The organism is Cellulomonas sp. P1_G12_2 (assembly GCF_056405535.1).
The window spans coordinates 166,819-181,067 of sequence record NZ_JBFUBX010000004.1; the positions used below are offsets into that span (position 1 = coordinate 166,819).

General features: G+C 72.5%; 16 protein-coding genes. 9 read left to right on the forward strand and 7 right to left on the reverse strand.

The window, feature by feature from the left end; all coding sequences use genetic code 11:
- Positions 1 to 88: 88 nt before the first annotated feature.
- The 3 genes from AC1DXT_RS14740 to ku all read right to left on the reverse strand — a co-directional run bounded on the left by AC1DXT_RS14740 (position 89) and on the right by ku (position 2,421).
- Entirely contained in the window at positions 89 to 370 is a 282-nt protein-coding gene (locus AC1DXT_RS14740; protein WP_056094765.1) for an HU family DNA-binding protein, read from the reverse strand.
- Between the two features lie 144 nt (positions 371 to 514).
- On the reverse strand, positions 515 to 1,555 hold the full coding sequence (locus AC1DXT_RS14745; RefSeq protein WP_477062049.1) for a PHP domain-containing protein: 1,041 nt from the start codon (positions 1,553 to 1,555) through the stop codon (positions 515 to 517).
- Positions 1,552 to 2,421 carry a non-homologous end joining protein Ku gene (ku, locus tag AC1DXT_RS14750; RefSeq protein ID WP_477062050.1) on the reverse strand — a complete coding sequence of 290 codons (870 nt, stop codon included), beginning with the start codon at positions 2,419 to 2,421 and terminating at the stop codon, positions 1,552 to 1,554. Before ku ends, AC1DXT_RS14745 begins: the two co-directional genes overlap by 4 nt.
- Before the next feature lie 90 nt (positions 2,422 to 2,511).
- On the opposite strand from ku, the gene AC1DXT_RS14755 reads away from it, so the two are divergent.
- The 4 genes from AC1DXT_RS14755 to AC1DXT_RS14770 all read left to right on the forward strand — a co-directional run bounded on the left by AC1DXT_RS14755 (position 2,512) and on the right by AC1DXT_RS14770 (position 6,139).
- Positions 2,512 to 3,432: an ATP-dependent DNA ligase gene (locus tag AC1DXT_RS14755; protein ID WP_477062292.1), complete on the forward strand. Its 921-nt coding sequence runs from the start codon at positions 2,512 to 2,514 to the stop codon at positions 3,430 to 3,432.
- Positions 3,429 to 4,307, forward strand: a complete 879-nt coding sequence (ligD, locus tag AC1DXT_RS14760; protein ID WP_477062051.1) for a non-homologous end-joining DNA ligase — start codon at positions 3,429 to 3,431, stop codon at positions 4,305 to 4,307. The genes AC1DXT_RS14755 and ligD overlap by 4 nt, the downstream gene beginning before the upstream one ends.
- Before the next feature lie 87 nt (positions 4,308 to 4,394).
- On the forward strand, positions 4,395 to 4,955 hold the full coding sequence (locus AC1DXT_RS14765) for a Dps family protein (RefSeq protein ID WP_477062052.1): 561 nt from the start codon (positions 4,395 to 4,397) through the stop codon (positions 4,953 to 4,955).
- Positions 4,952 to 6,139, forward strand: coding sequence for an App1 family protein (locus tag AC1DXT_RS14770; RefSeq protein ID WP_477062053.1), 1,188 nt, complete (start codon positions 4,952 to 4,954; stop codon positions 6,137 to 6,139). The genes AC1DXT_RS14765 and AC1DXT_RS14770 overlap by 4 nt, the downstream gene beginning before the upstream one ends.
- On the opposite strand, the gene AC1DXT_RS14775 is transcribed toward AC1DXT_RS14770, so the two are convergent.
- Positions 6,136 to 6,342, reverse strand: a complete 207-nt coding sequence (locus AC1DXT_RS14775) for a hypothetical protein (protein ID WP_477062054.1) — start codon at positions 6,340 to 6,342, stop codon at positions 6,136 to 6,138. The genes AC1DXT_RS14770 and AC1DXT_RS14775 overlap by 4 nt on opposite strands.
- 218 nt (positions 6,343 to 6,560) lie before the next feature.
- On the opposite strand from AC1DXT_RS14775, the gene AC1DXT_RS14780 reads away from it, so the two are divergent.
- From AC1DXT_RS14780 to AC1DXT_RS14790, 3 genes are all read left to right on the forward strand, one after another.
- Positions 6,561 to 9,320 (forward strand): cellulose binding domain-containing protein, encoded by a 2,760-nt coding sequence (locus AC1DXT_RS14780; RefSeq protein ID WP_477062055.1) that lies wholly within the window; start codon positions 6,561 to 6,563, stop codon positions 9,318 to 9,320.
- Positions 9,321 to 9,486: 166 nt separating this feature from the next.
- The gene (gene mqo, locus AC1DXT_RS14785; protein ID WP_477062056.1) at positions 9,487 to 10,971 is read left to right on the forward strand and encodes a malate dehydrogenase (quinone); all 1,485 of its coding nucleotides are present in this window, start codon (positions 9,487 to 9,489) and stop codon (positions 10,969 to 10,971) included.
- A 23-nt stretch (positions 10,972 to 10,994) separates the two neighbouring features.
- The gene (locus tag AC1DXT_RS14790) at positions 10,995 to 11,258 is read left to right on the forward strand and encodes a hypothetical protein (protein ID WP_477062057.1); all 264 of its coding nucleotides are present in this window, start codon (positions 10,995 to 10,997) and stop codon (positions 11,256 to 11,258) included.
- Here AC1DXT_RS14790 and AC1DXT_RS14795 read toward each other — a convergent pair.
- From AC1DXT_RS14795 to AC1DXT_RS14805, 3 genes are read right to left on the reverse strand one after another with little or no spacing between them, the layout of a single operon-like run.
- Positions 11,255 to 11,605, reverse strand: coding sequence for a DUF2277 domain-containing protein (locus AC1DXT_RS14795; protein WP_477062058.1), 351 nt, complete (start codon positions 11,603 to 11,605; stop codon positions 11,255 to 11,257). The two genes, AC1DXT_RS14790 and AC1DXT_RS14795, sit on opposite strands and share 4 nt — an antisense overlap.
- Positions 11,606 to 11,616: 11 nt before the next feature.
- On the reverse strand, positions 11,617 to 12,213 hold the full coding sequence (locus AC1DXT_RS14800; RefSeq protein WP_477062059.1) for a methylated-DNA--[protein]-cysteine S-methyltransferase: 597 nt from the start codon (positions 12,211 to 12,213) through the stop codon (positions 11,617 to 11,619).
- Positions 12,210 to 12,686: an RNA polymerase sigma factor gene (locus AC1DXT_RS14805; RefSeq protein ID WP_477062060.1), complete on the reverse strand. Its 477-nt coding sequence runs from the start codon at positions 12,684 to 12,686 to the stop codon at positions 12,210 to 12,212. Before AC1DXT_RS14805 ends, AC1DXT_RS14800 begins: the two co-directional genes overlap by 4 nt.
- 62 nt (positions 12,687 to 12,748) lie before the next feature.
- On the opposite strand from AC1DXT_RS14805, the gene AC1DXT_RS14810 reads away from it, so the two are divergent.
- Both AC1DXT_RS14810 and AC1DXT_RS14815 read left to right on the forward strand, forming a co-directional pair.
- Positions 12,749 to 13,729 (forward strand): pirin family protein, encoded by a 981-nt coding sequence (locus tag AC1DXT_RS14810; protein ID WP_477062061.1) that lies wholly within the window; start codon positions 12,749 to 12,751, stop codon positions 13,727 to 13,729.
- Positions 13,726 to 14,211: a YbaK/EbsC family protein gene (locus AC1DXT_RS14815; protein ID WP_477062062.1), complete on the forward strand. Its 486-nt coding sequence runs from the start codon at positions 13,726 to 13,728 to the stop codon at positions 14,209 to 14,211. The genes AC1DXT_RS14810 and AC1DXT_RS14815 overlap by 4 nt, the downstream gene beginning before the upstream one ends.
- Positions 14,212 to 14,249: the final 38 nt, after the last annotated feature.

The window sequence follows — 14,249 nt, forward strand, 5'->3', positions numbered from 1 at the left end:
CGACCCCCTCTTGCTGAGACTGGTTCCCACTATAACGCGACCGAGCCCCCGATCCCGGAGGATCGAGGGCCCGGTCGAGGCGCTGAGGTCAGCCCTGGACGGCGCGCTTGAGGGCGCTGCCGGCCGTGAGCTTCACGCGGTAGCCCGCGGGGATCTCGAGCTTCTCACCCGTCTGGGGGTTGATGCCCGTGCGGGCGCCGCGCTCGGCGCGGGCGACGGCCAGGAAGCCGGGGATCGTGACGGCCTCGCCGGCGCTGAGGTTCTCGACGAGAACCTCCTGGAAGGCCTTGAGGGCCTTGTCCGCGTCGGTGTTGGACAGGCCGGTCTTGGCCGCGACGGCCTGGACGAGCTCGGTGCGGTTCACGCTCACTGGATGTGCTCCTCTGTGTTCACTCGGACATGCAGGCCCACTTCCGGGCCATCCCCCGGGCGCGCGGCAGAACCGCGGCAACCGGGGACGATCGGCTGACACTAACCCGGGAGAGGCATGTTTCCGTGCATCGGGCGTGTCGCGTCACCTGTGCGTTCGCGCCAGGAGCCCCTCCACCGGCAGCGTCGTGATCACCCGGGCGGGGTCCAGGTCGTGCTCCGCGGCGCGCGCGCAGCCCGCCATGAGCCAGTCCAGCTGGCCGGGTGCATGGGCGTCCGTGTCGATGGAGAAGTCGCAGCCGGCGTCGATCGCGATCGCGAGCAGGTCGTGCGGAGGATCCAGCCGGTCGGGCCGGCAGTTGATCTCGACCGCGACCCCGTGCTCCGCGCAGGCGTCGAACACCGCGCGGGCGTCGAACTCGCTCTGCGGGCGGCTCTTGCCCTTGATCTGACGGCCCGTGCAGTGCCCCAGGACGTCGGTGCGCGGGTTGCTCACCGCGGCGATCATCCGGCGCGTCATCGGCGCCGACTCCATCCGGAGCTTGGAGTGCACCGACGCCACGACGACGTCGAGCTGGTCCAGCAGGTCGGGGTCCTGGTCCAGCGCGCCGTCGTCGAGGATGTCGACCTCGATCCCGGTGAGGACGCGGAACGGGCTGACCGCACGGTTCAGCGCAGCGACCTGGTCCAGCTGGGCGCGGAGCCGGGACGCCGACAGGCCGTTGGCCACCGTCAGGCGCGGCGAGTGGTCCGTGATCGCGAGGTACTCGTGCCCGAGCTCGAGGGCGGCCAGGACCATCTCCTGGATCGGCGTCGCCCCGTCCGACGCCTCCGTGTGGGAGTGCAGGTCGCCGCGCAGCGCCTCACGCAGGGCCAGCGCACCGGGGTCGGCGGCGGCCGCTCGGGCCTCCGCGTACTCCGCCTCGAGCGTGTCGAGGTACTCGACCCGCTTGCCGCGCAGCACGTGCGCCACGACGTCGGCCGTGCGCGCGCCGACCGAGGGCAGGTCCGCCAGGGAGCCCGAAGCGGCGAGCGCCGTGAGGCGGTCGGCCGGCTGCCGCTCGACACTGACCGCCGCCTTGCGGAACGCCTCGCTGCGGTACGGGCTCGCCTGGGCACGCTCCAGCAGGAACGCGATCCGTCTCAGCGCGGCGACGGCATCGGCTTGCCGGTCCGCCGCGCTCACGACGCCTTGGCCTTGGCCTTCTTCGCCTTGGCCTTCGGCTTCTCCTCGTCGTCCTTGGCGGGCTCCTCGGCGCGTGCACCGCGGGCCTTCTCGACGCTGCGCTGCAGTGCCGCCAGCAGGTCGACGACGTCCCCTCCGCCGTCGGCGCCGGCCTCCTCGCCCGCAGGAACGGGCACCGCGCGCGTGCTCCCCGACGACACCTTGGCCTCGATGAGCTGCTCGAGCGCGCCCGCGTAGCGGTCCTCGTACTGCGACGGGTCGAAGTCCGCCGCGAGCGACTCGACCAGGGACGCCGCCATCGCCAGCTCCTGCGGACGCACGGACACGTCGTCCTCGAGGATCGGGAAGTCGGCCGCGCGCACCTCGTCGGGCCACAGGAGCGTCTGCATGACGATCACGTTGTCGCGCACCCGCAGGATCGCCATGGACTCGCGCTGCCGCAGCGCCACCTTGACCACCGCGACGCGGTCGGCCTGCTCGAGCGCGCCCCGCAGCAGCGCGTAGGGCTTGGCGGCCGTCTTCTCCGGCTCCAGGTAGTACGTCTTCTGCAGCAGGATCGGGTCCACCTGGTCCACCGGCACGAACTCGAGCACCTCGATCTCGCGCTCCGTGGACAGCGGCAGCGACTTGAAGTCCTCGTCGGTCAGGACGACCAGCTCGCCGTCGTCCGTCTCGTAGCCCTTGGCGATGTCCGACATCTCCACCGGCTCGTTGTCGATGCTGCAGAACTTGCGGTAGCGGATCCGCCCGCCGTCCTCCTTGTGCACCTGGTGCAGCGTGACCTCGTGCTCCCCCGTCGCCGAGTACAGCCGCACCGGGACGTTGACCAGCCCGAACGCGACGGCACCCTTCCAGATCGCTCGCATGGCCGTGTCCTCCGTCGATGGCAGCAGGGCATGTGGATGTTGACCGCGCCTCGCGCGACCTCCTATGGGCAGGATGGACCCGTGGAGCCCATGCTCGCCACCCCTGCGACCGGTCCGGCGGAGCTTCCGCGCGGGCCGGAGTGGGCGTTCGAGGTGAAGTGGGACGGCGTGCGGGCGCTCGCGGACACGACCTCCGGCCGGCTGCGGCTCTGGAGCCGCAACGAGCGCGAGATCACCGTGGCGTACCCGGAGCTGGCGGGTCTCGGTGAGGTCCCGGACGCGATCCTCGACGGCGAGATCGTCCTGATGGCCGACGGGATCCCCTCCTTCACCGCCCTCGCGGAGCGGATGCACGTCCGCGAGCCTCGCCGGGCGCAGGCGCTCGCCACCCAGCGTCCGGTGACGTTCCTGCTGTTCGACGCGCTGCGGCTGGGCGGCGTGGATCTCACGGGTCGGACCTACGACGAGCGCCGCGAGGCCCTGAGCGGCCTCGAGCTCCCCGAGCACGTGCAGCTCTCCCCCGTCTACCCCGACGGCGCCGAGCTCTGGGAGGTCACGAAGGGCCTCGGCCTGGAGGGCGTCGTCGCCAAGCGCCGGTCGTCGTTCTACGTGCCCGGCCGGCGCTCGCGCGACTGGGTCAAGGCGCCGCACCGCCGCACCCGCGCCGCGCTCGTGGGCGGCTGGCGCGAGGAGACGAACGGGTCGGGCCGGATGGGTGCGGTGCTCTTCGGCGCGCGCGACGCCGACGGCGCCCTGCGCTACCTCGGCCGGGCGGGCAGCGGGCTGACGGGCAGGCGTGCGACGGACCTGCAGAAGCTCCTGGTGCCCCGCGCAGACTCGCCCTTCGACGACGAGGTCCCCCCGATCGACGCGCGCGGTACCCGGTGGTGCGAGCCGACGGTCGTCGTCGACACGCTCTACCTCGCCAGGAACCCCACCGGTCGGCTGCGGCAGCCGGTCGTGCGGGCCGTGCGCACCGACACCGACGCCGACCCGTGGGAGCAGCCATGACACCCGAACGGCAGATGGTCGACGTCGAGGGCCGCCAGGTCCGCGTCAGCCACCTGGAGAAGGTCATGTACCCGTCCACGGGGACGACCAAGGCCGAGGTCATGAACTACCTGGTCCAGGTGGCGCCGGCGATCCTCCCCCAGCTGAAGGACCGCCCCGTGACCCGGATCCGGTGGCCCGGCGGTGTCGGCGGCGAGAAGTTCTTCGAGAAGAACACCCCGCGAGGTGCCCCGGACTGGATCCGTCGGCAGACCCTGCGCGCGGCGCCCGGTGCCGAGGACGAGGGTGCGGAGCTGGAGCTGCCGTTCCTCGACGACCTGGCCGGGCTCGTGTGGGCAGCCAACCAGGGCGCGCTCGAGCTGCACACGCCGCAGTGGCGCGTGGGTCCGCGCGGGAAGATCCACAAGCCCGACCGGCTGGTGGTGGACCTCGACCCGGGCGCGCCCGCGGGGCTGGCCGAGTGCGCGACCGTTGCCCACCTCGTGGCGGACCGGCTCCGGCAGGACGGGCTCGGCACCACGGTGCCCGTGACCTCCGGCAGCAAGGGCATGCAGCTGTACGCACCCCTGCCGGGCACGCAGACCGTGCTCGAGGTCCGGCAGTACGCGCGGGACATCGCCTACGAGATAGCCGCCGCGCACCCGGAGCTGGTGGTCGCGGTGATGAAGAAGGACATCCGCGGCGGCAAGGTGCTCATCGACTGGTCCCAGAACCATCCCGCGAAGACGACGATCACCCCGTACTCGCTGCGCGGACGGGAGGTTCCCCACGTCGCCGCACCGCGGTGGTGGGACGAGATCGGGCCGGGACTCCAGCAGCTGACGCCGGACGAGGTCGCACGGCGCCTGGCCGACCGCGGTGACCCCTTCGCCTGACCGGTTCGGATGGCGGCACCCGCCCACCTTTGACACGGTGGACGCAGTCGGGCAGAAACCCCGCATCATCGACCGAAGGAACGCCCCATGGTCCTGCCGAAGTACACCGTCCCGTCCCTCACCCTGCAGGAGGGGGCCGACGTCGCCGCCGTGCTGCAGCAGCGGCTGGACGCCCTGAACGACCTGGCGCTCACGCTCAAGCACATCCACTGGAACGTCGTCGGGCCCCACTTCATCGCGGTGCACGAGATGCTCGACCCGCAGGTCGACGCCGTGCGCCTCATGGTCGACGCCATCGCCGAGCGGATCGCGACGCTGGGCGTCGCACCGGTGGGCACCCCCGGCGAGCTGGTGAAGAACCGCACCTGGGAGGACTACTCGATCGGACGTGACAGTGCGATCGCCCACCTCGGCGCCCTGGACGTGGTCTACATCGGAGTCATCGAGGACCACCGCAAGGCGGCCGACGAGGTCGAGGAGATCGACGCCGTCACGAACGACCTCCTGATCGGGCACCTGCACGAGCTCGAGCTGTTCCACTGGTTCGTGCGTGCCCACCTCGAGTCCGCAGGCGGGGTCCTGACGACCGGCAACGCGCAGACCGAGAAGACCGCCGCGCGGAAGGCGTCCGCGAAGGACACCGCGTGAGCGCAACCCCCAGCGCCCGGCCCGTCGTCGAACCCGACGGCGGGCCGGTGCTTCGTACCGCCCGACCGGGCGGCCCCTCCGGCGCCTCCACCAACCCCGCGTCGTCCGTGCCGCGCACGCACCTCGCCGCCCGGATCGAGAACGGGTTCGACCGGGCCGTGGCGCACCAGCTGCGCGGCCGGGGATGGACCGTGCGGATCGAGCCGTACGCCGGCTACGGCGGCACCGGATGGGTGCGCATCCTCGCCCGCACCCTGCTGGCCGCCCCGCACGTCCGCGACGAGGACCTCCCGGGTGCCGGTGGGAGCGCGCAGGCCGGCTCGCGCTCGGCCACCGCGCTGCGCGGGTGGCGCAGCTTCGCGACCGCCCAGGTCTCGGGCGCCGAGCTCGAGGTGCAGGTCGGCGACCGGACCCACCGCGTGGTGACCGACCGCGGCGGGTACGTCGACACCGTCCTCGAGTCCGACCTGGCCCCCGGCTGGCACGACGTGCGACTCACGACCGCCGACGGCGCCACGGCGACCGCGCCGGTCCACGTGATCGGACCGGACGTGCGACTCGGCATCGTCAGCGACATCGACGACACCGTGATGGTGACCCGCCTCCCCCGCCCCTTCGTCGCCGCGTGGAACGTGTTCATGCGGCACGAGAACGCCCGTGAGGCCGTCCCGGGCATGGCCCGGCTGTACGCGGAGCTGCGCGCGGGCGACCGCGAGGTCCCGGTGGTCTACCTCTCCACCGGCGCCTGGAACGCCGCGCCGACTCTCGCCCGCTTCCTGCGGCGGCACCGCTACCCGGCGGGCCCCCTCCTGCTCACCGACTGGGGCCCCACCAACAGCGGCTGGTTCCGCAGCGGTCCCGCGCACAAGGTCGCCCAGCTGCGGCGGCTCTTCGACGAGCTGCCGGACGTCCAGTGGGTGCTGGTGGGCGACGACGGCCAACGGGACCCGCAGATCTACGCGGGCGCTGCCCAGCACTTCCCGGAGCGTGTGCGGGCGATCCTCATCCGGCAGCTGACGTTCGGGGAGCACGTCCTCGCGCACGGCGTGCCGGTGCCGACGACGGACCAGGTCCGTGCCGAGCAGGACGCCGCCCGACGTCCGGACGGCATCCCGGTGATCCAGGGGGAGGACGGCAAGGCGCTGCTGCGGGGCGTCCGCGAACGCGGCGTCGACCTGTCCTAGAGCCGCTCGGGGTCGTCCCACTCGTCGCTGCTGGCGATGGCCTCGTCGTCGGCCTCGAGCTCGACGGCGTGCAGCGAGCGGGGGGCGTGGTCGGGGTCGCCGCCGGAGCGTGCGTCGGCGGCATCGAGCTCGGCCTGGGCACGTGCGGGGTCGGCAAGGTGCTCGGCGGAGGGGTCGGACGTCAGGTCGCGGTCGCGGCTCATGCTTCGGTTCTACCGCTCGCGGTCTCCCCGCGCACGCGCGGACCAGCACCTGGTCCGGCGCGTCCCGCGCCTCGCACCCGCCGGGCTAAACGATTCGCGCTCTGCTGCACGTTCGAAGCGCTTCGATACGGTCGCGGCGGTCGTCGCTCGGCGTCGATCCCAGGGACCCGGCACCGCCGCCGGAGGCCCCTCACGGCCCTCACGAAGGAGTGCTGCGGATGTCCGCCCCCTCGCTCGTCGCTCGCACGCCCGCCCGGTTCGCGGCCCTCGCCGCCGCCGGCGCCCTGGTCGCCAGCGCGCTCGTCGCCGTCGCCACCCAGGAAGCCGCCCATGCCGCCGTCTCCCCGTACACCTGGGGGAACGTCGAGATCGTCGGGGGCGGCTTCGTGCCCGGCATCGTCTACAACCAGTCGGAGAAGGGGCTCGTCTACGCCCGGACCGACATCGGCGGCGCGTACCGCCTCGACCAGGCCACGAAGCGGTGGATCCCGCTGCTCGACCACGTCGGCTGGGACGACTGGAGCCACAACGGCGTCCTGTCGCTGGCCACGGACCCGGTGAACCCGAACAAGGTGTTCGCCGCGGTCGGCACGTACACGAACAGCTGGGACCCGAACAACGGCGCGATCCTGCGGTCGTCGGACCGCGGCGCCACCTGGGCCAAGACGACCCTCCCGTTCAAGGTCGGCGGCAACATGCCCGGCCGCGGCATGGGCGAACGGCTGCAGGTGGACCCCAACGACGACCGTGTCCTGTACTTCGGCACCGAGGGCGGCAACGGTCTGTGGCGGAGCACCGACTCCGGCGTGACCTGGGCGAAGGTGTCGAGCTTCACCAACGTGGGCAACTACGCGCAGGACCCCAGCGACCCCAACGGGTACCTGACCACCAACCAGGGCGTCGTGTGGGTGACGTTCGACCCGACGAGCGGCACCAAGGGCTCGCCGACCAGGACGATCTACGTCGGCGTGGCCGACAAGGAGAACACCGTCTACAGGTCCACGGACGCCGGGGCGACCTGGTCACGGATCGCCGGGCAGCCGACGGGGTACATCGCGCACAAGGGCGTGTTCGACGCCGTCGGCAAGCAGCTCTACATCGCGACGAGCGACACGGGCGGCCCCTACGACGGCGGCCACGGTGACCTGTGGCGGCTGGACGCGGCCACCGGCGTGTGGACGCAGATCAGCCCCGTACCGTCCTCGAGCACGGACAACTACTTCGGGTACAGCGGGCTGACGATCGACCGCCAGGACCCGGACACGATCATGGCCGTCACGCAGATCTCGTGGTTCCCGGACATCCAGGTGTTCCGGTCCACCGACCGCGGCGCCACGTGGTCGAGGATCTGGGACTGGAACGGCTACCCCGACCGCACCCTGCGCTACACCCAGGACATCTCGGCCTCCGGGTGGCTCACGTTCGGCAAGCAGTCGGCGCCGCCGGAGACCAGCCCGAAGCTCGGCTGGATGACCGAGTCGTTCGAGATCGACCCGTTCGACTCCGGCTCGTTCCTCTACGGCACGGGCGCCACCATCTACGGCGGCTCCAACCTGACCGCGTGGGACACCGGCGGCAAGGTGGCCATCTCCGTGAAGGCCCAGGGCCTGGAGGAGACCGCGGTGCTCGACCTGGCGGCCCCTCCGGGCGCCACGCAGCTGGTGTCGGGTCTCGGGGACATCGGCGGGTTCGTGCACACCGACATCACCAAGGCGCCGCCCGCCTACTCGGCCACCGCTCCCTTCATGGGCTCGGTCAACGGCACCGACTTCGCCGAGAAGACGCCGGCCACGATGGTGCGCGTCGGGTCCGGGGACGCCGGGAGCTCCCACCTCAGCGTGTCCACCTCCGGCGGCAGCTCCTGGTGGGCCGGCCAGGAGCCGGGCGGCGTGACGGGCGGCGGCAACGTGGCCATGGGCGCCGACGGCAGCCGCATCGTCTGGAGCGCCGACGGAGCCGGCGTCCACACGTCGTCGACGCTGGGCTCCAGCTGGACGAAGTCGACCGGACCGGCCACCGGTGCGCGCGTCGAGTCCGACCGGGTCAACCCGTCGAAGTTCTACGCGTTCTCGGGCGGCACGTTCTGGACCTCGACCGACGGCGGCGCCACGTTCACCGCCTCGGCGGCCAGCGGACTTCCGAGCGCGGGCAACGTGCGGTTCGCCGCGGTCCCGGGCAAGGAGGGTGACGTCTGGCTCACCGGCGGCACCACCACAGGCACCTACGGCATGTGGCACTCCACCAACTCGGGCGCGTCGTTCACCAAGATCGCCGCGGTCGACCAGGGCGACGCCATCGGGTTCGGCAAGGCCGCGCCCGGCGCCACGTACCCGGCCATCTACACCTCGTCCAAGATCAGCGGGGTCCGCGGGATCTTCCGCTCGATCGACGCTGGCGCCACCTGGGTGCGGATCAACGACGACCAGCACCAGTGGGGCTGGACGGGGTCGGTCGTCATCGGTGACCCCGACGTGTACGGGCGCGTCTACGTGGGCACCAACGGTCGGGGGATCATCGTCGGCAACCTGACGGGAACGGACCCGACGACGTCACCGACGCCGACGCCGACCACCCCGACGCCGACGGCCACACCGACCCCGACCGCCACGCCCACCCCGACGGTCACACCGACCCCGACCCCGACGCCCACGGTCCAGCCCGGGGCGTGCTCGGTCAGGTACACGATCAACGACTGGAACACCGGCTTCACCGCGTCCGTGCGCATCACCAACGGGAGCAGCGCGGCGATCACGGGCTGGAGGCTCGGGTTCACCTTTCCCGCGGGCCAGCAGATCACCAACCTGTGGTCGGGCGCCTACACACAGTCCGGGTCGACCGTGACGGTGACCAACGCCGCGTGGAACGGCTCGATCCCCGCGGGCGGCAGCGTGGAGCTCGGGTTCAACGGGTCCCACACCGGGACCAACCCGAGGCCGGCCGCGTTCACGGTCAACGGGAGCACGTGCAGCAACGGATGAGCTGCGGGGTGGGCGGCGTGTGACACGGACCCGCCGCCCGCCCCGCTCCCGGGCCCGGCTCGCCGCACCGACCCCGCGGCGGGCCGGGACCTCGGTCCCTTGACGTAAGGAAGATCACACGCACACGGGCGGAAGGGTATCTCGACGTCAACATACGATCGAAAACGTGTCAGAACGCGAAGAGACCATCGACGTCGTCCTCGTCGGGGGCGGGATCATGAGCGCCACCCTCGCCGCGCTCATCACCACCCTCGAGCCCACGTGGACGGTCGAGATCCACGAGCGGCGCCCGGCTCTCGCCGAGGAGAGCTCGAACGCGTGGAACAACGCCGGGACCGGTCACGCAGCCCTCTGCGAGCTGAACTACACGCCCGAACGGCCCGACGGCTCGATCGACATCACCAAGGCCGTGACGATCAACGAGCAGTTCGAGCTGTCCCGCGAGCTCTGGCACCACCTGGCGACGCACGACCGCCTCCCGGGTGGCGACGGGTTCCTGTCGACCACGCCGCACATGACGTTCGTGCGCGGTGCCGACAACGCCGACTACCTTCGCCGGCGCTTCGAGACCCTGCGCAAGCACCCGCTGTTCTCCGACCTCGAGTTCAGCACCGACCCCGCGCAGATCGCCCGGTGGGCCCCGCTGCTCGTGGACGACCGTGACCCGGCCGAGCCGATCGCGGCGACGCGCGCTGCAGCGGGCACCGACGTCGACTTCGGACGACTGACCCGCGCGATGATCGGTGACGCGGTCGAGCGCGGCGCGCGGCTGCACCTCGAGAGCGAGATCACCCGGCTGCGCCAGAAGAGGGACGGCACCTGGTCGCTGCGCGTCGCCGACCGGCGCTGGAACGGGCACCTGCGCACCCGCAAGGTCCACGCTCGGTTCGTGTTCGTCGGCGCGGGCGGTGGCGCCCTGCCGCTGCTGCAGAGCTCGGGCATCCCCGAGGCCAAGGGCTTCGGCGGCTTCCCCATCAGCGGGCAGTTCCTCAAGACCACCAACCCGCAGATCGTCGCCCGGCACCAGGCCAAGGTGTACGGCAAGGCCGACATCGGTGCTCCCCCGATGTCCGTCCCGCACCTCGACACCCGCGTGGTCGACGGCGGCACCGCCCTGCTGTTCGGGCCGTACGCCGGCTGGAGCATGAAGTTCCTCAAGGGCGGCTCGTGGACCGACCTGATCCGGTCGATCCGCCCGGGAAACCTGGTTCCGATGCTCGCGGTGGGCGTGCGGAACCTCGACCTGCTGAAGTACCTGATCGGCGAGGTGACCGCCACGGACACCAGCCGCCTGCGCACGCTGCGCGCGTTCATGCCGACCGCGCACCCGCGCGACTGGGAGCTCGTCACCGCAGGCCAGCGCGTCCAGGTCATCAAGAAGGACAGGGCCAAGGGCGGGGTGCTGGAGTTCGGCACCGAGCTGGTCACGTCCGCGGACGGCTCCATCGCCGGCCTGCTCGGTGCCTCTCCGGGGGCGTCCACGGCGGTCGCGACGATGCTCGACCTGCTCGAGCGGTGCTTCCCGGAGCGCTCCGAGGCCTGGCAGCCGCGCCTGCGCACGATGATGCCGAGCCTGGGTGGCGCCGCGTGGGACGAGTCGTTCGAGCTGGAGCACCTCGCGGACGACGAGCAGGTGGGGTCCGAGCGCTGACCGGGATGCGCGAGTATGGGGCCGTGACCGACCCCGTCGAAGCCGTCAGCGCAGAGATGCGCCACGCCAAGGTCCGCGCGGCCACCGACCACACCACGGTCGGTCAGGTGATCACCACGGCCGACGGGCGAGTCACCATCGCCTGCGCGTGCGGCATGGAGCTCACCAACGGCCCCACGTGGTCGCTCGACGAACACATCCGCCTGCACCGTGCCGAGGCACGGTTCCTCGCCCTCGCGGCCGTCGCCCCCCTGGGCATCCCCCGACTGGTGCGCTGGCCCCTCTAGACCCTCGCGTGGACGTGCTCGTCCGCGTCGTCGTCCTCGTGCTCGTGAGGCAGCCCGAGCTCGTGCGCCCGCTCGTGGGCCTCCCGCGCGGCGATCCGTGCCTGCACGTCGGCCCGGCGCAGCGGCGGCACCGTGGTGGGCGGCTGGCGGCGCTGGGGCAGCTCGTCGAGCAGGCGGGCGGTGATCGCGGCGACCTCCCGGACGGCGGCCTCGAACGGCTCGCGCGTGGCGTCGCTGAGCGACTGGACGCCCGTGACCTTGCGGACGTACTGCCGCGCGGCGGCCTCGATCTCCTCCGAGGTGGCCGGCGGCTCGAGCCCTCGGAGCGTGGTGATGTTCCGGCACATGCCGACCGACGTTACGCCGCCACCCCCACACGCGTCTCGAGGTCGAGGAGCGTCAGCTTGGCCGCTGCTCCGCCCGCGTACTGCCCGGGCGAGCCGTCGGAGCGCACCACCCGGTGGCACGGGAGCACCACGGGCAGCGGGTTGAGCGCGCACGCGGTGCCGACCGCCCGGACAGCCCGTGGGCTCCCCGCCAGGCCGGCCATCTCGGCGTAGCTGGCCGTGTGCCCGTACTCGATGTCGGGCAGGTGGAGCACGACGTCGCGACGGAAGCCGCGCAGCAGCTGCAGGTCGAGCGGCAGGTCGAAGGTGGTGCGCCGACCCGAGAAGTACTCGTCGAGCTCACGGGCCACGTCGTCCAGCTGCCCCGGCGCCTCGAGCACCCGCGGGCTGACCGTCGAGGCGAGCGCGGTGAGGACGGCGTCGTGGTCCTGCACCCCGAACGCGACGCGGACCAGTCCCACGGGTGTGCGGGCGATCAACAGCGGGCCGACCGGGCTGTCCACGGTGCGGTAGGCGACGTCGAGCAGGTCGTCCGCGGCTGCGCGGACCGCGAGGTCCCGGTGCAGCCGGACGAGATCGGACTCGTCCACGTCGGGCACGTAGGTCATGACTCCTCCTGGTCGATCGCGGGGTAGGTCCGGCGCAGGGTCGCGACGCCGTCGGACGCCGCTCGCCTGGCCGCGGCCGCTGTGCCGCCGACGAGCGCGGCGACGTCGTCGTAGGGCAGTCCGCCGAGGTGGTGGTAGGCGACCACCTGCCGCTGCTTCGTCGGCAGCTCGGCCAGGGCCGACCACAGGTCCAGGTCACGGCTCGGTGCTGCGACCGGGCGGTCGGGCACGTCGGCGACCGGGAGCGCGTGCCGGGCCGCCCGCCGCACGATGTCGATCGCCTTGCGGTGCGCGATCGTCACCAGCCAGGCCTCCACGTTCGCGTCGGCCGGGAGGTCCGGGTAGGCGCGCAGGGCGGCGAGGAACGTGTCCGACCACGCGTCGTCGGCGTCCACAGGTCCCACCACCGCGCGGCACACACGCAGCACGGTGGCGCCATGGACGGACACCACGCGCTCGAAGGGTTCCTTCACGCTCACAGTGTGCAGACGCACCAGGTCCCCCGCGCGTGAGGTCCGACTTTTACAGTGGGGCCATGACGAACCTCGAGGTACGGCCGGTGCCGGAGCTGTGCGACCTCGTACCGTCCCGTGGACCCGTCGTCGAGCTGCACGAGGCGCGGGACGTCCCGCTCGGCGGGGTGCGTGCCATGCGCGTGCGGCGGACGCTCCCCCAGCGCGCCCTGCCGATGGTCGGGGCGTGGTGCTTCCTCGACGAGTTCGGCCCGCAGCACGTCGACATGCGCGTGCTCCCCCACCCGCACACCGGCCTGCAGACGGTCACCTGGCCCGTCGCGGGCGAGATCCTGCACCGCGACAGCGTCGGGTCCGAGGCGGTGGTCCGTCCCGGGCAGCTCAACCTCATGACGGCCGGCCACGGCGTCTCCCACTCCGAGTTATCGCTCGGCTCCGAGCCGATGCTGCACGCGGTGCAGCTGTGGGTGGCGCTGCCCGACGGGGTGGCCTCGGGTGCGCCGGGGTTCGTGCAGGTGAGCGGCCTGCCCGTGTGGGAGGCGCCCCGCGCCCGTGCGACCGTCTTCGTGGGCGACCTCGACGGCTCCTGGTCGCCGGCGCGCGTGCACACGCCCCTGCTCGGCGCGGACGTCGTGGTGGATGCGGGCGCCGACGTCGAGATCCCGCTGGTGCGTGGCTTCGAGCATGCCGTGCTCCTGCTGAGCGGGACCGCCGAGGTGGCCGGGACACCCCACACCACCAGCGGGCTGCTCTACCTCGGCGACGGTCGCGACCACGTGCGGGTACGGTCGCGCGACGGCGCCCGGCTCCTCCTGCTCGGCGGCGCACCGTTCGCCCACGACCTGGTGATGTGGTGGAACTTCGTCGGCCGCACCCATGCCGACATCGCCCAGGCGCGCGCCGACTGGGAGTCCGACGACCGTGCCGAGCGCTTCGGGGTGGTCGCAGGCCACGACGGCGCGCGGATCCCCGCTCCCGAGCTGCCCAACATCCGCCTCCAGCCGCGCCGTCGGCTCCCCCGCACCCCGCAGGAGAACCCGTGACCGACCTGTCCCACCTGCCGACCCGCTCCCGCCTGGTGGCCAACGCTCTGGCCGACGCCGGCGTGGTCGGCACCGTCGTCACCCTGCCCGACTCCGCCCGCACCGCTGCCGAGGCCGCGGCAGCGCTGGGCATCGAGGTCGGGGCGATCGCCAACAGCCTGGTCTTCTGGGCCGACGAGCGACCGTTGCTGGTCCTGACGAGCGGCCGGCACCGCGTGGACACCGCTGCGCTGGCCCGTCAGCTGAGCCGCTCGCACGTCGGACGGGCGACCCCCGAGCAGGTGCGGGCCGCCACCGGCCAGGCGATCGGCGGCGTCGCGCCGCTCGGTCACCCGCACCGGATCGAGACGGTGGTCGACGTGGCGCTCGCGGACCACCCGCAGGTCTGGGCGGCGGCAGGGACTCCGCACACGGTGTTCCCGACCACGTTCGACGAGCTGGTCCGCATCACCGGCGGCGCCGCACTGGTCGTCGGCGACTGACCCGGTCGCCCGCACCGCACCACACTGGGCACGACGAA

Excerpts from the sequence above, each read along its gene's own strand:
- ku (WP_477062050.1), bottom strand. The coding sequence starts at position 2,421 with ATGCGAGCGATCTGGAAGGGTGCCGTCGCGTTCGGGCTGGTCAACGTC.
- AC1DXT_RS14755 (WP_477062292.1), top strand. The coding sequence starts at position 2,512 with ATGCTCGCCACCCCTGCGACCGGTCCGGCGGAGCTTCCGCGCGGGCCG.
- ligD (WP_477062051.1), top strand. The coding sequence starts at position 3,429 with ATGACACCCGAACGGCAGATGGTCGACGTCGAGGGCCGCCAGGTCCGC.
- AC1DXT_RS14765 (WP_477062052.1), top strand. The coding sequence starts at position 4,395 with ATGGTCCTGCCGAAGTACACCGTCCCGTCCCTCACCCTGCAGGAGGGG.
- AC1DXT_RS14775 (WP_477062054.1), bottom strand. The coding sequence starts at position 6,342 with ATGAGCCGCGACCGCGACCTGACGTCCGACCCCTCCGCCGAGCACCTT.
- AC1DXT_RS14780 (WP_477062055.1), top strand. The coding sequence starts at position 6,561 with ATGTCCGCCCCCTCGCTCGTCGCTCGCACGCCCGCCCGGTTCGCGGCC.
- AC1DXT_RS14795 (WP_477062058.1), bottom strand. The coding sequence starts at position 11,605 with ATGTGCCGGAACATCACCACGCTCCGAGGGCTCGAGCCGCCGGCCACC.
- AC1DXT_RS14800 (WP_477062059.1), bottom strand. The coding sequence starts at position 12,213 with ATGACCTACGTGCCCGACGTGGACGAGTCCGATCTCGTCCGGCTGCAC.
- AC1DXT_RS14810 (WP_477062061.1), top strand. The coding sequence starts at position 12,749 with ATGACGAACCTCGAGGTACGGCCGGTGCCGGAGCTGTGCGACCTCGTA.